The sequence below is a fragment of the Pseudomonas sp. F220 genome (genome assembly GCF_057813935.1).
Genome location: NZ_JBVASJ010000011.1, coordinates 20,179 through 37,227, shown reverse-complemented (window position 1 = coordinate 37,227; position 17,049 = coordinate 20,179). Strand labels below are relative to the sequence as shown.

General features: G+C 58.4%; 12 protein-coding genes. 4 read left to right on the top strand and 8 right to left on the bottom strand.

The annotated features are described in order from the left end of the window. Positions 1 to 4 precede the first annotated feature (4 nt). Genes ACZYSM_RS12320 through ACZYSM_RS12310 form a run of 3 tightly spaced genes read right to left on the bottom strand, consistent with a single transcriptional unit; the run spans position 5 to position 2,893 of the window. Positions 5 to 1,678 carry a PqiB family protein gene (locus ACZYSM_RS12320; protein WP_489071766.1) on the bottom strand — a complete coding sequence of 558 codons (1,674 nt, stop codon included), beginning with the start codon at positions 1,676 to 1,678 and terminating at the stop codon, positions 5 to 7. Continuing rightward, entirely contained in the window at positions 1,671 to 2,285 is a 615-nt protein-coding gene (locus tag ACZYSM_RS12315; RefSeq protein ID WP_489071765.1) for a paraquat-inducible protein A, read from the bottom strand. The genes ACZYSM_RS12320 and ACZYSM_RS12315 overlap by 8 nt, the downstream gene beginning before the upstream one ends. Next, positions 2,282 to 2,893: a paraquat-inducible protein A gene (locus ACZYSM_RS12310; RefSeq protein WP_489071764.1), complete on the bottom strand. Its 612-nt coding sequence runs from the start codon at positions 2,891 to 2,893 to the stop codon at positions 2,282 to 2,284. Before ACZYSM_RS12310 ends, ACZYSM_RS12315 begins: the two co-directional genes overlap by 4 nt. A 211-nt stretch (positions 2,894 to 3,104) precedes the next feature. On the opposite strand from ACZYSM_RS12310, the gene ACZYSM_RS12305 reads away from it, so the two are divergent. From ACZYSM_RS12305 to alr, 3 genes are all read left to right on the top strand, one after another. Then, complete coding sequence (locus tag ACZYSM_RS12305) at positions 3,105 to 3,242, top strand: hypothetical protein (protein WP_489071763.1); 138 nt, start codon at positions 3,105 to 3,107, stop codon at positions 3,240 to 3,242. Positions 3,243 to 3,368: 126 nt separating this feature from the next. After that, on the top strand, positions 3,369 to 4,136 hold the full coding sequence (locus ACZYSM_RS12300) for a type 1 glutamine amidotransferase domain-containing protein (protein WP_489071762.1): 768 nt from the start codon (positions 3,369 to 3,371) through the stop codon (positions 4,134 to 4,136). Between the two features lie 230 nt (positions 4,137 to 4,366). Beyond that, on the top strand, positions 4,367 to 5,605 hold the full coding sequence (alr, locus tag ACZYSM_RS12295; RefSeq protein WP_489071761.1) for an alanine racemase: 1,239 nt from the start codon (positions 4,367 to 4,369) through the stop codon (positions 5,603 to 5,605). Between the two features lie 161 nt (positions 5,606 to 5,766). Here the strand turns inward: alr and ACZYSM_RS12290 are convergent, their stop codons facing one another. Together ACZYSM_RS12290 and ACZYSM_RS12285 are read right to left on the bottom strand one after the other, a co-directional pair. Beyond that, positions 5,767 to 8,064 (bottom strand): ATP-dependent DNA helicase, encoded by a 2,298-nt coding sequence (locus ACZYSM_RS12290; protein WP_489071760.1) that lies wholly within the window; start codon positions 8,062 to 8,064, stop codon positions 5,767 to 5,769. Then, entirely contained in the window at positions 8,061 to 9,713 is a 1,653-nt protein-coding gene (locus ACZYSM_RS12285; RefSeq protein WP_489071759.1) for a VRR-NUC domain-containing protein, read from the bottom strand. The genes ACZYSM_RS12290 and ACZYSM_RS12285 overlap by 4 nt, the downstream gene beginning before the upstream one ends. Before the next feature lie 218 nt (positions 9,714 to 9,931). Between ACZYSM_RS12285 and ACZYSM_RS12280 the strand changes: the two genes are divergently transcribed. Next, positions 9,932 to 10,150, top strand: a complete 219-nt coding sequence (locus ACZYSM_RS12280) for a YgdI/YgdR family lipoprotein (protein ID WP_489071758.1) — start codon at positions 9,932 to 9,934, stop codon at positions 10,148 to 10,150. Positions 10,151 to 10,302: 152 nt separating this feature from the next. Here the strand turns inward: ACZYSM_RS12280 and ACZYSM_RS12275 are convergent, their stop codons facing one another. The 3 genes from ACZYSM_RS12275 to ACZYSM_RS12265 all read right to left on the bottom strand — a co-directional run bounded on the left by ACZYSM_RS12275 (position 10,303) and on the right by ACZYSM_RS12265 (position 17,022). Beyond that, the gene (locus ACZYSM_RS12275) at positions 10,303 to 12,156 is read right to left on the bottom strand and encodes a polyurethane esterase (protein WP_489071757.1); all 1,854 of its coding nucleotides are present in this window, start codon (positions 12,154 to 12,156) and stop codon (positions 10,303 to 10,305) included. Positions 12,157 to 12,281: 125 nt separating this feature from the next. Beyond that, positions 12,282 to 13,982: a polyurethane esterase gene (locus ACZYSM_RS12270; RefSeq protein ID WP_489071756.1), complete on the bottom strand. Its 1,701-nt coding sequence runs from the start codon at positions 13,980 to 13,982 to the stop codon at positions 12,282 to 12,284. A gap of 40 nt (positions 13,983 to 14,022) precedes the next feature. Further along, complete coding sequence (locus ACZYSM_RS12265; protein ID WP_489071867.1) at positions 14,023 to 17,022, bottom strand: autotransporter domain-containing protein; 3,000 nt, start codon at positions 17,020 to 17,022, stop codon at positions 14,023 to 14,025. Between the last annotated feature and the right edge of the window lie 27 nt (positions 17,023 to 17,049).

The following is a 17,049-nucleotide window of genomic DNA, read 5'->3' as shown; positions in this document are numbered from 1 at the left end:
GTGTTCATTCCTGGTCAATCTCTCGAGAGGACGAAGGTGATGATTGATAGCTATCAGGCTTGTTGTCTTTGAGGCGCCCGCGAATCAGTGCCTCGGGATGCCGGCCCAGGAAATCGGTCAGCACTCGCACCGAACGCGCAGTGCGCTGGACCTCCTCCATCGCTTGGCCAAATTGCAGGCGTTGCGGTGAGTCTTCGGAAACACTGCTGCTGGCCGAGGCTACTGCTTTCCGGGTCTCTGCCAATGTATCGCGCATCTGCGGCAGCACTTCGCCGTTGACCTGTTTGAGGGTTTTCTGCAGCTCTGCGAGGCTGCCATTGAGGTTGCCAGCAATCTGCTCGAGCGGCAGTTTGCTGATCTTGTCGACGACACTTTGTAGTTGCTCCTGAAGTTTATCCAGGCTGCCCGGTATCGTTGGAATCTCCACCGGTCGCGCGTTCACGTCGAAATTCACCGGTTTGGCGTTCGGGGCAAAATCCAGGGCGATGTAGAGCTGCCCGGTCAACAGGTTGCCGGTTCGGGCCTGCGCCCTGAGCCCCTTCGTGACCATCTGGGCCATCAGCTGTACAGCCAGTGCGTCATCGTTGGTGTCCCGGGTTTTCGATATTTTTTCATGGGCCTTACCCAACCTGCTGGGATAAATCACGGCGCCAATGATGGTGGGAAAGTCTTTCTTGACCTCGTCATAGTCCAGATCAATCGATACCACCCGTCCCAGGTTCACCCCGTGAAATTCCACCGGCGCGTTGACCGCCAAACCACGCAAGGACTGATCGAAGCGCATGCGGATGTAGCGTGGCTCGCCATCGGCTGGAGCCATGGCGGTTTCCCGATCACTAAAGAGGGAAAACTCAGCGTTCTCTTCAGCCACCTGGGGATTGGGACTGTAGTTGGGCTCAACGAATGCGACACCTCCGGCCAGAATCGATGACACCGACTGGGTTTGTACCTTCAGGCCTTCGGCGCTCAGGCTGACATCGACGCCACTGGCGTTCCAGAAACGTGTATTGCGAGTCACGAATTTGTCGTTCGGGGCGTGGACAAAGATCTGTACTTCGACTCCTTTGCCGCCCTCGGACAGTTTATAGGACACCACCTCGCCAACCGGGATGCGTCGGTAGTAGACGCTGGAACCCACATCCAGCGAGCCGAGGTCGTTGGTGCTCAAGGTGTATCGCGTGCCCTTCTGGCCGTACGTAATGGGCGGCGGGATTTCAAGGCCGACGAAGTCCTTTTTGGTCTTGTCCGATGCGCCGGCATCGGCCCCGATAAAGGCGCCGGACAACAGCGTATCGATCCCCGAAACACCGCCGGCGCCGATGCGCGGGCGCACCACCCAGAAGCGTGAGTCCTCAGACGCAAAGGACTTGGCGGAGCCTTCCAGGTCAATGGTGGCGTCGACGTGGCTACGGTCCTCTCTCAAGGTGATCGAGGTCACCTTGCCGATCACCACATTCTTGTATTTGACCTGGGTCTTGTTGACCTCCAGCCCTTCGGCAGTCAGAAAGCTCACGATAATCTGCGGCCCGGCCTGCCTGGCGTTATGCACCACCATCGACAACCCGACCAGAGCCGCGACAATCGGCACCACCCACACCAGGGAAACGTTGAAGCGTCGACGCTTGACCTCAGGATTGCCTGGAGCCGGCGTGTCGGTAGAACTTGGGTGATCAGGCATCTTCAACCTCTGCGTCCCAGATAAGCCGGGGATCAAAACTCATGGCAGCGAACATCGTCAGAACCACCACCAAACCAAAAAATAGAATGCCCATCCGCGGGTCGATGGTACTCAGCGAGCGAAACTGCACCAGGGCGGCGATCAGCGCCACCACCAGCACATCGAGCATGGACCAGTAACCGACAATCTCGATCAACCGATAGAGCTTGGCCCGCTCACGCATGGCCCAGCGACTGCGGCGCTGACAGGTGATCAGCAGCATGCCCAACACCAGGAACTTCATGCACGGCACAGCCACGCTGGCAATGAAAATAAGCAACGCCAGGTCCCACTCGCCTGCGTGCAAGAACTCTATGATCCCGCCGAAAATGGTGCTTTCGGCGCCGTTGCCAAAGATGTTGGTGTACATCACTGGCATCACGTTGGCCGGGATGTAGCAAATCATGCTGGCCAACAGCAGTGCCCAGGTACGGGCAAGGCTATTGGGTTTGCGTCGATGCAGCGGGGCGTCGCAGCGAGAGCAGCTCGTGTCCGACGATGGGCAAACCTGGCCGCAGGTATGACACAGGACCAGATTCATTTCGCTGGCATAGGGCGGCATGCTCATGGAATAACGCCCTCCAGGTCTGTCCACAGCCGGCGGATACCTTTGCCTGAGATCAGGATGATCAGCACGGTCAGCATGGCCAACGCCCACAGCCCGAGACCCGGATGCACATCGAGCATGCCGGCCAGTTTGACGATTGCCACCAGAATTCCCAGCAAACACACTTCGAGCATGCTCCAGGGGCGCAGATGCTCCAGAGCGCGCATGCAGGCTTTGAAGCCGGGAGCCGCTCGCCTGACCAGGGCAAAGCTGAGCACCCAACACAACAAGATGATTTGCAACATCGGCGCGAGGATGATTGCCAGCCCCGCCACGGCGGCAATCACGCTGATTTGTCCTTGCGCCAAGGCTTCCACGGACTGCCATAACGTCGCTTGATTACTCAGGCCTTGCAGGCTGATGGACATGACCGGAAACGCGTTGGCGAAGACAAATAGCAGCGCCGCGCTTATCGACAGCGCGAGGAGTTGTTGGATGCTGAGCTGACCACCACGGTCCAGGATGGCCGCGCAACGGACGCAACGTGCGGTCTGACCTTTGGTCAGAGATACAGGCGTGTACACCGAGTCGCAATGCTCGCAGATGATCCAGGTTGGGGAAGATGTCATAGGCTCGACCGAGGTGTATTGAAGATCCATTGGTTCAAAAGAAAATTCCTTGGGGAGCCAAATCATCATAGCCGCTCAGTTCGAAACTGACGGCCATGACCTGTGTTGATGTCGATATTTGTGAACCGCGAACTCTTTTATAACGCCGGTTTGAAGTATCTCTTACGCAAACTATGATTGCCATTCAAACTCATCGAGTCCAGGAGCCCTGGTGCGTGCCCCCGCAGCAAAGATGGCGCATTCGTTTGAAGAGAATGTGCTCGGCAAAGTGCCTGGCTATGAACTGTTGAAAGATGCCACTGCCCGTTTGGCAGGTTTTGAAAACGTCGATGGCGCAAAGTTGGGTTGATCAACGAAGACGCTCCCTGGCTGCCGCAATCTTGAGCCTCGCGGTTCTGTAGCTGATCTATTATCGAAGGGGCTCTGGTGTAACCGAGCTCAACCACCTGAACAGCGCCCATGCGAGCAAACCTGAATGATCCTCTTCCTGTTACCCCAAGCCGGCTACGATCCCACCGAAAGCAGCGTGCCTTGGCAAGCACTGCGCCAGGCTGGCATCGAGGTGCGTTTCGCCACTCCCCATGGTTTGCCCGCTTATGCGGACCCGCGCCTGGTTGACATTGGTTTCGGCCCGCTGAACCCGTTCCTGATGACGCGTAAAGCCGATCTTCAGCACTATCAAACCATGATCACTGACGATGGATTTCGCACACCCATGGCTTACGCCGATGTCGACCCCGCCCAATTCGAGGGGCTGCTGATTCCCGGTGGCCATGCCGTCGGCATGCGCAGCTTGCTGGAGTCGGAACAAGCCAAGCGAATCGCCCTGCACTTCTTTAAAGCGAACAAACCAGTCGCAGCCGTCTGCCACGGAGTGTTGCTGCTTGCCCGTACGCTTGACCCTGACTCCGGCCTATCGATATTGCACAGGCGAAAGGCTACAGCGCTGCTGAAAAGCATGGAGCTGCTGGCCTGGGCGATGACAGCACCATTGCTCGGTCGCTACTACCGCACCTACCCGCAGACGGTCGAGGAGGAAGTCAAAGCCGAACTGGCGAGCCCCGAGGATTTTTTACCCGGGCCGCTACTGCCTTTACGCGATTCGGCGGAGAACCTGCAACGGGGTTTCGTGGTCCGCGACGGTAATTTACTGACCGCGCGTTGGCCGGGTGACTGTTACCGCTTTGCCAGTGAGTGGGTGGGTATCGTGTTGCAAGCGCGAGAGGCGGCTTCCACGTCTTGACTCTCGTAGCCTGCAACTGCAGCCTCGCCCTTACACCACTGGTCACGAATTTATCGCTGTTGGGCCCCTATCAACAGCGATATCCGCTGCGAATAGCAATGAACACCACATAAACAAACGACGTCTTTGCATAAGAATTTCGAGGCTGTTCGCTCGATGCCATATGGACCTGGCTGCTGCCAGATCCACGCGCGCATGGGGCTCTCCTCAATTAGTATGGAAGACTCGATATGCCACGTTTTATGCTCAGCACGCTGACGCTCGCCCTGGATTTGACGGCAATGATGCCCGTGGTCAATGCCGCCCCATTGCTCGATCCCACGCCAGAACATCCTCGCGCCGACAGTCGATCGGCCGAGAGCAATACCTGGCTGGAAATCGATCAGGCCGCCTTCGAAGGGAACATCACCAAGCTCCAGCAGCGGCTGGCGGGTAAAAGCCAGATCTGCGCCGTGATGAAAGCCGACGCTTATGGCAATGGCATTGCCTTGCTTGTTCCTTCTGCCATCAGGATGGGCGTCACCTGTATCGGCGTGGCGAGCAACGAGGAGGCACGTGTTGCACGGGCCAAAGGCTTCAAGGGCCGTCTGATGCGTTTGCGCAGCGCTACCGTTGGTGAAGTGGAGAATGCGCTGCGCTACAACATCGAAGAACTGGTCGGCAATCTTGAGGTTGCACGCCAGCTCAACGAGATGGCCACACGCAAAGGTGAAAAACTAGCGGTTCACCTGGCGCTGAATTCGGCGGGTATGAGCCGCAACGGCCTGGAAATGAGCACCGCAGAGGGGCAACAGCAGGCGGTTGAGATGACTCGGCTGGATCACCTGAATATCGTCGGAATCATGACCCACTTCCCGGTCGAAGAACGAGAGGACGTTCTGCGGGGGCTGGCCACATTCAAGGAGCAATCCGGTTGGCTGATCGAACACGCAAAACTGGACCGTAGCCGGATCACCCTGCACTGCGCCAATACCTTCACCACCCTCGAGGTGCCCGAGGGGTGGCTGGACATGGTCCGCCCGGGGGCTGCGCTCTATGGCTACCCGGTGGGCGGGCATAACGAGTTTCAGCGCGTCATGCAGTTCAAATCGCGGGTCGCGGCGGTCAACGCCTACCCGGCGGGCAGCACAATCAGCTACGACCGAACCCATACCCTGAGCAAAGATTCATTGATCGCCAACATCCCGGCCGGTTACTCCGATGGGTATCGAAGAGCATTCTCCAACAAAGCCTCTGTGTTGATTCACGGCCAACGCGCACCGGTAATCGGCAAGGTCACCATGAACACACTGATGGTCGACGTCAGTGGCATCCAGGGCGTCCAGGCGGGAGATGAGGTCGTTCTGTATGGCAAACAGGGCGATGAAGAGATTACCCAGACCGAACTGGAAACCATAAACGGCGCGTTGTTGGCAGACCTCTACACGGTTTGGGGCAACTCCAACCCGAAAAGACTCAAGGGCCAATAGTTATCGGCAAACGGTGCAGAGATGCCAACCTGAAGCCTCGCCACTGCAGTGGCGAGGCAACAAAGCCAATGACGCAAGACAGGGTTTTCAGGCGCGCCGCTATCACCACACTGAGGACCTTGATCAGCACTACGCCATGCCGAGCAGTGATGGCGGTCTTTTCATCCGGCGGATCGAGCATTGCTTCGAGGGCCTGATGAGTGGCCAGTCACAGACCACCAGCGCGGCAGCAACTGCTGAACCTTGGCGTCGGCAAATCGGTCATCGATCAACATCACTACGCCGCGATCTTGTTGAGTGCGGATCACCCTTCCGGCGGCTTGTACGACTTTCTGTACGCCGGGAAACAGGTAGGTGTAGTCATAACCAGCACCGAAGATCGCGGCCATGCGCTGTTTCAGCTGCTCGTTCACCGGGTTTAGCTGGGCTAGCCCCAGGGTGGCGATAAACGCGCCAATCAGTCGCGCGCCCGGCAGATCGATACCTTCGCCAAACGCCCCGCCCAATACGGCAAAGCCGATCCCTTGGCTGCTTGTCGTGAACTGATCCAGGAAGGCCTGGCGCTGCCCTTCGTCCATCCCCCGCGACTGTGACCAAAGGTCGATATGCGGGTATTTATCGGCCAGCAACTGCGCCACTTGTTGCAAATAATCAAAGCTGCTGAAGAACGCCAGGTAGTTGCCGGGACGCTGTTGGAACTGGGCGGCGATCAATTCGACAATGGGCGCAAGGGACGCCTGCCGGTGCACGAAGCGCGTGGAAATCTGACTGACGATGTGCACCTCCAATTGCTCGGCAGTGAACGGTGACTCGACATCAATCCATACGGTGTTCGCCGGCAGACCCAAGAGGTCCGCATAGTAATGCCGAGGGCTCAGGGTCGCGGAAAACAGTACAGTGCTGCGGGCGGCCGTGAGCCGTGGACGAATGAAGCCGGCGGGCACTACGTTGCGTAAACAGAGCTGCGACACACTGCGCTTGGCGTTGAGGTCTCGTTTGCTGATATCGAACAGAAACTGCTCATCAAACAGCTCGGCGACTCGTGAAAAATGCAGCGCCTCGAAGTAGAAACTTTGCAGCGTACCGTCCAGACCTTGAGGATGATCGTTCAGGTAATCGCCGACGGCGGCGATGCACAACGAAAGCGCTTGAAGCAGTTTTTCCGGCGTCTGGGCGTAGGCCTGATATGGGCGAATCTGTTCTTTATGCAGGGCATTCCATTCACGGTTCACCCGTTGCAAGGACCTCTTCAACGGCTCTGGCGCGTTAGTGCGGACACTGTTCAACGTGAATTGATCGAGGCTTGCGCTGTACATCTGGCGTCCGCGTTCCACCAGGTTATGGGCCTCGTCAACCAGTACCGCCACCTTCCATTGATTGAACTGGGCAAGACCAAACAACAAGGCGCTGAAGTCAAAATAGTAGTTGTAGTCGGCAACCACCACATCGGCCCAGCGGACCATTTCCTGACTCAGATAGTACGGGCAGACATCATGCGTCAAAGCGATTTGTCGCAGACTGCCTTGATCCCATAACTGTATCTGCGTGGCCGCTTCCCGGGCCGCTGGCAGACGATCATAAAAACCCTTCGCCAAGGGACAGGACTCTCCGTGACAGGCTTTGTCCAGGTGTTCACAGGCCTTGTCCCGCGCCACCAATTCGAGCACTCGCAACGGCAGATCGGGCTCGCTGCGGTAGATAACCTGGGCCGCATCGAGCGCGAGTTTGCGGCCCGGCGTCTTGGCGGTCAGGAAAAACACCTTGTCCAGTTGCTGCGGAGAGAGCGCCTTGAGCATCGGGAACAGCGTGCCGACGGTCTTGCCAATGCCAGTGGGCGCCTGGGCCATCAAGCAACGGCCGGTACTCACGGCCTTGAAGACCGATTCCGCCAGGTTGCGCTGCCCAGGGCGAAAGCCGGCGTGGGGAAAACGCAACAACTGCGCGGCCTGATTACGGGCGTCGCGATGAGTCATCTCCTGCTCGGCCCACTGCAAAAACAAGCCGCAGTGACGATTGAAGAAAAGCTCCAGCTCAGCGGCGCTGCAGGCGTCTACGAGTCGGGTTTCCTTTTCGCTGACGATATCGAAATACACCAGCACCAGGCTGATCTCGGGCAGCTGCAATTTCTGACACATCAACCAGCCGTAAATCTTTGCCTGCGCCCAATGCAACTGACGATGATTGGCGGGCATGAGGCTCAGGTCGCCGCGATAGGTTTTTACTTCTTCAAGCTGGTTTTGGTTGGGGTCATAGCCGTCTGCCCTACCCCGCACCGTCAACTGCTGGTACTGGCCCTCAAGCGCGACTTCAGCTTGATAGCCCTCATTGCGCCGCGAGGCGACGGTGCGATGGCCAGCGATGCCTTCCAGCGCCGTGGGTGACGGGGTAAAGCGCAAGTCGAGATCGCCGACCTTGGCCGTGAACTCGCACAAGGCACGCACCGCGATGCTGTAACTCACTCGCCCTGCTCCGCCCATTGCACATAACAGACGGCCACCGGCATCTGATGCAGCTGGCAGAACTCCAGCCAGCGCAGCTGGTTGTCTTGCAGGCGATCCCCCGGGCCTTTGACTTCGATCATGCGGTAGGTTTTTTGCTGCGGCCAGAACTGGATAAGGTCCGGCATGCCGGATCGGTTGGCCTTGATGTCCAGCAGCAAGCGATTGAACCAGTGCTTGAGGTGTTCAGCCGGCAGGCAATCAAGGGCCTGCTCGAGCAGGTCATCGGTCAACGTACCCCAGAACACGAAGGGTGACTGCACCCCCCATTTGGTGACATAACGATTGCGGATGGTCTCTGCGTAACGGCCGTCGTCCAGTTCTGCCAGACAGGCCTGAAACAGCTCGGCACGCCGCGAATGGAAGTCGTCGTTGAGCAGGTCGACCGGTCCTCGCTGAAACGGGTGAAAAAATGCCCCCGGCAACGGTGCAAATATCGCTGGCCAACAGAGCAGCCCGAACAAGGAATTGATCAGACCGTTCTCGACATAGTGCACCGGCGCCAACGCTTCAGCGAGATGAGCCTGAACATGGAACTCAACTGATAACGCCAGATCGGTTCTCGGCAGGCTGAGATCCAGACGCGGCGTATCGATCGCAACCGTCCGGGGCGTGGGCAGGCCTCCGAGCTTGCGTCGCAGCCTTGGCAGGACTCGCAGCAATTGCTGTTGTTCGGCTGCACCTTCCGGACATTGCTCGGCATGGCTGGCAAGCTCCATTGCCAGCGAGTACTCACCGCTGCGTTCAAGCACGCGGATCAAGCGCAGCCGCGCGCCGGGATAACCGCAGGCTCGATAGATAGTCAGGGCTGCCGGCAGATCGGCGATTCGCTCGCAGTGCTGGCCGATCTGGAACAGCAGCTTGGCCCGGCGCCTTTCAAGCCAGGGGTTGGCCGTGTCCAGAGCATTGATGTGCTCGAGCACCTCGCTCAATGGCTCGCCGGCGTCGAAACGCCCCTGACAATCGTGCAGGTACAGAAAACCATCCACGTCTGCACGGCTGCGCAAACCACGGGATTCGGCGCAAAACTCGACTTTTTCGTAAGTAAAGACGCCCAGGTCAGCCAACACGAATTCCGACCAGTCCTGGTAAAGGTTGCCAAAGAACATTAACCGTAGCCGATCGCAAAGGTCCATGATGGTCAAGGTGAAGAGTCGATCATCCAGCGTCGGACACCATTGTTTGAACGTGTGCGCGTTGCTGAACTGTTCGCTCAGAGACGTGAGCCAATCGGTTTTTTTCGCCTTGGGCTGGTCGATGGCGGCGTTGAAGCACAGGAGGATTTCCGGTCTCAGCAAGACGTCGAACAGTTCTTCGATCGACAGCAGCGCTTGCTCATCGACCCAGCCCAGTCGCAGTAACGGTGCGACCGCAGGCTCAACCTCACCGATTTCGTCGTAATGCAGTTTGCCCGCTCGAAAGCGCACACCTTTGCGCATCACCATTCTGACGAGCAACGCCTGGGACGCTTGGGGTAGACGACTGAAGTCGAGAATGAACTGCTGCTCTTCAGCGCTCAGCACGTCGGCATAACGCTGTTCAAGCCAGGCGAGCACTTGCACAAAGTTGTTCAGGTAATAGAACGGATTGTCGAGCGGGTTGGAAGTCACAGATCAAGCGCGCCACAAAAATTGGATACTGGTTATGCATACAGATACCAGCTCAGCCCCTGCGCTTGCAAACAGTATTGGATGGGCGGCCGAGCGTCGGTCTTCTTTCTTGCGGGTGCGAACTTTCTTTGAGTTAGTTACACAAACGAAGACAGCACTGCATTCGTGACTCGCTTCAGTCGAGGTTATCAGTTGATTTTCAAACGAGAGGTTTGTGTATGAACGTTAAACTCTTGGGCCTGCCCCTGGCAGTAGCGGCACTTCTAGCATTGGGCGGTTGCTCCTCGCCGGCGGTCGTGACCCTGCAGAATGGCACCCAGTACTTGACCAAAGATGCGCCGAAAACCAGGGATGGCTTTTACGAATTCGTAGACATCTCGGGTAAGCATGTGAAGATCAAGGCGGATGATGTCGCCACCGTTCGCCAGGAAGATTGAGTCCTGAAACCTGTGGGTGCCCCCCAAGGGATCGCTGCCTATCGACAGCTCCTACGCCGATTCCGTGCACCCGAAAATGATCAGGTGTACGCAACACCTGTAGGCGCCGCCAATAGGCTGCGATCTTTTTGGCTTGCTGCATTGTCTTGTGGTTAAGCGATGACGATGCTTGCGCCTGCCAGATGATCCAGTCCGACACCGACCAGCGTCACCGAATCGCTGCCAAAGGTCAGCACCGTGTCGCTGCCCACTGAGGTGGCATGTTCTCGGTAGTCATAGCTTTGACCCACACCGTTGACACCGAGGAACACCAGCTTGTCGGTGGACTGGTAGCCAATGATTTTGTCGTTGCCAAAATCGCCACTGAACAGGAAGGTATTGATACCGCCTCCCGACTCCATCAGGTTATTGCCGGCGCCACCGACGAAGACGTTGTTGCCTGCGGAACCGATCAAGTGGTCATTGCCGCCCAAGCCAAACAGCCAGTCACCGCCAGCATGCGCCTTGAGGGTATTGTCGCCCGCGTCGCCCTTCACCGAAGACGCGTACGGGGTCAGACTGTTGCCGGCCAGCAGGCCCTTGTCGGTGACGCTGTGGGTCACATCGTCTTTGAACAACCCCCATATAAGTCCCGGTTCCTTGCTGGTCAGCGTGCCGATATCGCGGGTGATACTGATGCCGCCATTGGCATCGCGAACATACAGCGTCCCGGCGCCGTCGCTGGCGAAATCGAAGCTTTTCACCGACTGCTGCAAATCCAGGGTGTTGCTGCCCTTGCCGCCGAGCATGATGTTGTAACCGCCGCTATCCCTGAAGGTGTCGTTGCCATCACGACCCTCCAGGTAGTCGTTGCCACTCCCCCCCTGGATCAGGTCGTTACCGTCAGTGCCTATGATGAAAGTGCTGCCCTTGTGGGTTTCGGCGTTGCGGTTCAGGTCCTGGACCCACGTGTTACTGCGTGCCGGGTCCGAAAGGTTGGCGACGATGATGGTCGAGTCTTTGCTCGTCAAATCGTAGAACTTCGAGTCAAGAACCCGAGTCATGCCATCACCATAACCGGTCGGCAAATGGGAGATCCAGGTCGGGATGTTGACGATGGAAAACGGCAGGATGTTCCAGGCTGTGGAGGCGTAGTGGTCGTTAAAGCTGACGATGTTGTTGGTCGCCGAATCCTGATGGGCATCGTGCACCCCCGCTGACGACAGGTTGAGTGACGAACCGTCCAGTGCGCGGAACACTGGATCGTTTTCGTAGCCGATGTTCAGCACTTTGTCGGTGCTGCTTTGGGTGGGCGACGCATAGGCCACATAGTTGGCGTCTTTGTAGAACCCCGAAAAATGATCGCCGCTCAAGTCCGCCAGGCTGTTGACCGCAAGGCCGCCTAGGCTATGACCGCTGACCACGATGTCCTTGCCGGTCAGACCGTTGGCCCTGGCAAAAGTGGCCACGTCTTTAAGCAGCGAACCGAAGGCTTCGCCCGCGTAGTTCTTCGCATAGTCCTTGGGGCCGAAGGCGGCCAGCAGGTCATTGATCACATCACCGATGGAATCGCTGATCTGTGATTCTCGCGGGCCGCTGGTGCCGCGAAAGGCAATGCCGATCGAGGTCAGATGTCCTTCTGCATCGTACTTGCCGAGCACTTCGACTTGAGCCGTGGTGTAACCAGCCTTTTCACCGAAGAAGGTCCCGCGTGCGTCGACCTTGCCGTCATAGTCCAGTTGGCCTGCGCTAATCGGCGTCCAGCCGGCTTTGTGCACCGCGTCCAATGCGGCTTTTTCCGAATCAGGATTCCACGGGATGCCTGGAATTACACCCTGGGAGTCGGTGCCGCCGATCAACGCAGTGATCAGCGTGGCCGGCAACCCTAGCCCGAAACCATTGTGCTGGTAACCGGTGGCAAAGCCGTTGTCGAGGTTGTGGTAGGAGTAAAGCGTGATCGCCAGCGCATCGGAAAACAGCGCTTTGGAGTCCTCTGAACCGAGGTTTTTGTAGTCATAGACACCCATGGTATTGCCTCTCTTTGTTGGAATTGTCAGAGACAGCTCACGCAGCCGGGACGTCGTGCGGCCCCTGTGCGGGCCCGTTCAACACGCCGTTGCGAGGTATTAGTGCAATGTTGCTTTATTGGCGTTTAAACAAATGCGATCCCCGCCCCCGACAGGTTGTCCGGGCCGATACCCACCAACGTCACCCCGTAGTTGCCCACGGTCAGCAATGTGTCGTTGCCGCTTTGCGAGAGGTGTTGCGTGTAGTCATACCCCTGACCGGCACCTTCGACGCCCATGAACACCAGTTTGTCGCTGCCCTGATAGCCATGGATGGCGTCGAAACCGAACGCCCCGCTGAACAGAAAGGTGTTATTGCCACCACCGGTTGAGTGCATGACGTCATTGCCGCTGCCGCCGACGAAAGTCACGTGGCTTTTGGAGCTGCTCAGCAGATCGTCGCCGGCATTCCCGAACAGCCAGTCACCATCGAAACTGGCCTCCAGTGAATTGCCATAGGCGTCGCCATTGAGCGAATGGCTGTAGAGGCTCAGCTCATTGCCGTTTTGCAGACCAGTCTGGGTCACGTAGTGGGTCACATCATTCTTGAATACGCCCCAGAGCCAGCCAGGTTCTTTGCTCACCAGTGCGCCGATATCACGGGTCAGGCTGATACCGCCGTAGGCATCGCGCAGGTACAGCGTCCCGTCGCCATCGTTGGCGATGTCGAAGTTTTTCAGCGGTTGCTGCAGCTCGAAGGTATTGCTGCCCTTGCCGCCCAGCAGGATGTTGTAACCCCCGTCATCACGGAAGGTGTCGTTGCCGTCACGACCGTCGAGGAAATCATTGCCAGCACCGCCCTTGAGCAGGTCGTTGCTGTCGGTGCCGATGATGAAGGTGCTGCCCTTGTGAGGTTCGGCACTGCGATTGAGATCCGTCACCCAGGTGTTGCCACGCGCCGCCTGCGACAGGGTGGAAACGATAAGGGTCGAGTCCTTGTCGGTGAGGTCGTAGAAGCCCGAGCTGATTACCCGGTTAAGCCCGTCGGCATAGCTCAGCGAACCGTGAGCCGACCAATCCTGCGGGTTGAGAATGCTGAACGGCAACAGCTGCGTGGACGCGTAATGGTCATTGAAGTTGACGATATTGTTGGTCGCCGACCCTTGATGAGCATCGTGTTTGCCCAAGGACCCCGCGCTGAATGTGGTGCCGTCCAGCACCCGAAACACTGGGTCGTTTTCGTAACCGATGTTCAGCACGTTATTGCCGGTAGCGCTCTGGGTCGGCGAGGCGAAGGCCACGTAGTTGGCGTCTTTGAAGAAGCCACCCCAGTGGTCCGTGCTCAACTCGGCCAGGCTGTTGACCCCCAGACCGCCAAGGCTGTGGCCGCTGATCACGACGTCCCTGGCGCTCAGGTCGTGAGCGCTGGCGAACGCGGCGACATCCTTGAGCAAACTGTCGAAGGCGTTCTTCGTGTAGTTCTTCGCGTAATCCGCCGGACCGACAGCGGCCAGCAGGTTGTTTTTCATGTCGCCAAAGGTATCGCTGTAACTCAGGCCGCCGGTGCCACGAAAAGCGATGCCGATCGAGGTCAGCTGGCCGGCAGCGTCATATTTGCCGAGCACTTCGGCTTCGGCAGTGGTGAAACCATCCTTCTCGCCAAAATAGGTGCCCTGGGCACCAGCCTTGCCTTGATAACCCAATTGCCCGGCGTTGATTGGCGTCCAGCCTGACGGCTCCAGTGGTTTACCGGTCGGCGTGTACGCGTACAGCGTCAACGCCAGTGCATCGGAATACAGCGCTTTGGAAGCGCCGCTGCCCAATTGCTTATAGTCAAAAATACCCATGGTCTTGCCTCTTGGTTGTTGCTATTGCGTGTTGCGTTATTCAGAACTGCCAGTCGAGGGTGAGCCCGACCCCATGGTCTTTCTCCCGCGAGCCGAGCAGCCCGTTGTAATCCAGGTTCAGATGGGTATCGCGGCCTAGGGAAAGCCCGGCACGCACCCCGACTACTGCCGCGTTACGGTCCACGGAAACGCTTTGCACGGTGAACGGCCCGCCACCGGCGGCGAACGCCAGGTGATTTTCGGCGCGGGTGTTGCTCAGGTTGTGCTGCCAGCCGAGGGATCCGGAAAGGTCCAGCGGCTGCTTATCGGAGAGCGCAAAACGTTTACTTGCCCGCAGACCCAAGGTCGACAGCACGGCATCGCGATTGTCGTCGCCGCCCTCGAGCGCGGCTGCGCCACCTTTCTCGGTGAAGCTGTCGCTGTTCAGGTGCACATAGGCAAGATTGGCGAACGGTTCCAGGGCCAGCGGTTGCAGATCCAGTCGATACGCCGCTTCGGTGAACAGCTGAGCACTTTGTGCATCACGTTTGGTTTTCTGCTTGCCCGCAAAGTCGCCGTACTGCAGATCACGTTTGACGTCGATGCGATGCCAGCTATAGGCGCCGCCGAGGCTCAGACGCACAGCGCCCAACGCGTGTCCGGCATAGGCACCCACGTGGTAGCTGTCAACCGATGCTGAAGAATGGGTGCCGTCGCCCATGCTCAGGGAGCTGTTGCTGTAGCCGGTAACGAAGCCCAGACGAGTGCCTTCGCCGATCAGGCCATCCACGCCGGTCAGCAGACCGCCGATGGAGCTGTTGTAGCTCGCATTGTCATGGCCACCGTCGGTTTTGCCCCACGCACCAAGCACGTTGACCCAGGCGTTGCTCTGCTCATCGGTCGGGGTCGCTGCGTCGTAGAGATCGTCCAGGCGCAAACGCTCGCCCACCGCATCGCGCAGATAACGACTGTCATTGATCAACAACGTACCGATCGCCGGATGGATTTCCCCGGACAATTGCTGGAAAGCTTGCTGCGCGGTGCTGGCCGTCGGCGCCAACAGCAGGCTTTCGAACACGGGATTGCCCGCACCCAATTGCTCGGCTGCAGCGGCTACGGAACGCTGGTTCGGCGTTTGCCCGACGCTGGCGAAGGAGGTTTCGTTGCGTTCGATATCCAGACGCACGCCAGTAGCCGCGTAGTCGAGGCTGCCACCGAGGAATACGTAGTTCGGTACCACGGCACCGAAACGCCCTTCGATACCGCCCGCAGCCTCAAGAATGTCGTACTGACGACCTAGCAGGCTTCGCGCCTCACCGGTACTCAACAGCGTCGGACTGTTTTCCAGCGCAAGGGTCACGATAGCGCCGCTGACCGTGGCCTTGCCACCGGCAACGATGCGGTCGCTGGTGGTTTCGGAAAGCTCCACCGCGTAGGTCGAGCCCGGCTCGAAGGTGACATCACCGGCTACCTGCAAGGTACCTATCGAGTTACCGGGAGCGATGGTCCCACCGCTTTTAGCCGTCAGCGAACCGACACGGCCCGAGCCGCCGAGGATACCGCTGTTGTTGACCGTGACATCGGAACTGAGCGAACCGTTAACCGCCAGCCGTCCCTGATTCACCAGTGTCGGGCCGGCATAGGTGCTAGCCCCGGTCAGCACTAAGGTGCCAATCCCTTGCTTGGTCAGACCGCCGTGGCCGGAAATGTTGTTACGCCACACGTCAAGGCCGCACTGCACATCGTTACACCGCCGTTCAGTGGGTTTACCGGCATCCACAATCGCTCCGATTCCCGGCAGATCTGCAACGAACTGCCCGGAGCCGTACGCTCCATCGATACGAAACTCCTGCGGGATATCGGCTTCGGTGACAAACATCCCCGGACCATCGATCCCTTTGCGCAGATTGATCATCCCCCAACCGTAGAGCGCATCGATGCCCGGAGCGCCCATGTCCGTTGCGGTGGTCTTTAACACCGTAGCGATCTGCGCACCGGTCATGTACGGGAAGCGGTCCATCAACACCGCGGCACTGCCCGCGACATGGGGGGCCGCCATCGAGGTGCCGCTTTTATTGGCATAGCCAACGCTCATATCATCCGCGCCGGTGCCACCAATCACTGCGCTGTAGATCCGGCTACCAGGCGCGGACACACAGAAACTGGCGGTATAGCCACAGCGAGAGGAGAAGGTACTGATGTTGTAAAGATCGAGACTGTTGGTGTCCGGATTTTTCTGCAGGCTGGCAACCGTTAACCAGTCAGGCGCAATTTCCGGGACGAAATACGCCAAGCCGGAAATCGCATCAGGGTTATTCAGGGTGTAGTCATTACCCGCGGCGAAGATGGTGACAATGCCGCTGCGGGCCGCATCGATGGCGCCTTGATAAGCGCCCCCCGGTTTGGTGTGCAGCAGCGGTCTGATCTGATCAAACTGCAGCCGCGCATCCTGCACCGTGAAGTGCGGAAAAGCCGGATCACGTCCTCCCTGATCAAACCGGTCGGTGATGCCGATGCCCCAGCTGTTGTTGATGATGCGTGCGCCGCTGGCGATCAGTCCGTCCCAGCCAGCTTTATACACCGCACCGTCATTGCCGAGAATAATGCCGTCCTCAGGCCCAGGGTCGCCGTTCTCCGCACTGATAATCTGCGCATTGAACGCCACGCCGTGCATCGGCCCACCGTCACGGTCACCCGCCGCAATCGCGCCAACATGGGTGCCATGGGAACCCAGTTTGCCGTCGGAGCCCACGGTCGGTGTGCCGTCATAGCGAAAAGCATCCCCGACTTTGACCGGGATATAGGGGTCGGTGTATTCCCGGGTACCGCTGGTCACCAGGGTGATCACCTTGTTCGGACTGGCAAACTCCGGGTGTTGCGCGTAAACCGACTGGTCGAAAATGCCCAGTTTGACGCCTTTGCCGGTATATCCGGCCGCATAGGCGTCTTGCGCATTAATCGCGCCCAGCCCCCACTGCGCGTTGAATTCACTGCTGCGCCAACTGTTGGGATCACCCTGTTTGCCACTTTGCGCATAGGGTGCCGCTTGCACCCCCTCCATCGCGGCGGAGAGTATCAGCAGCGAGCC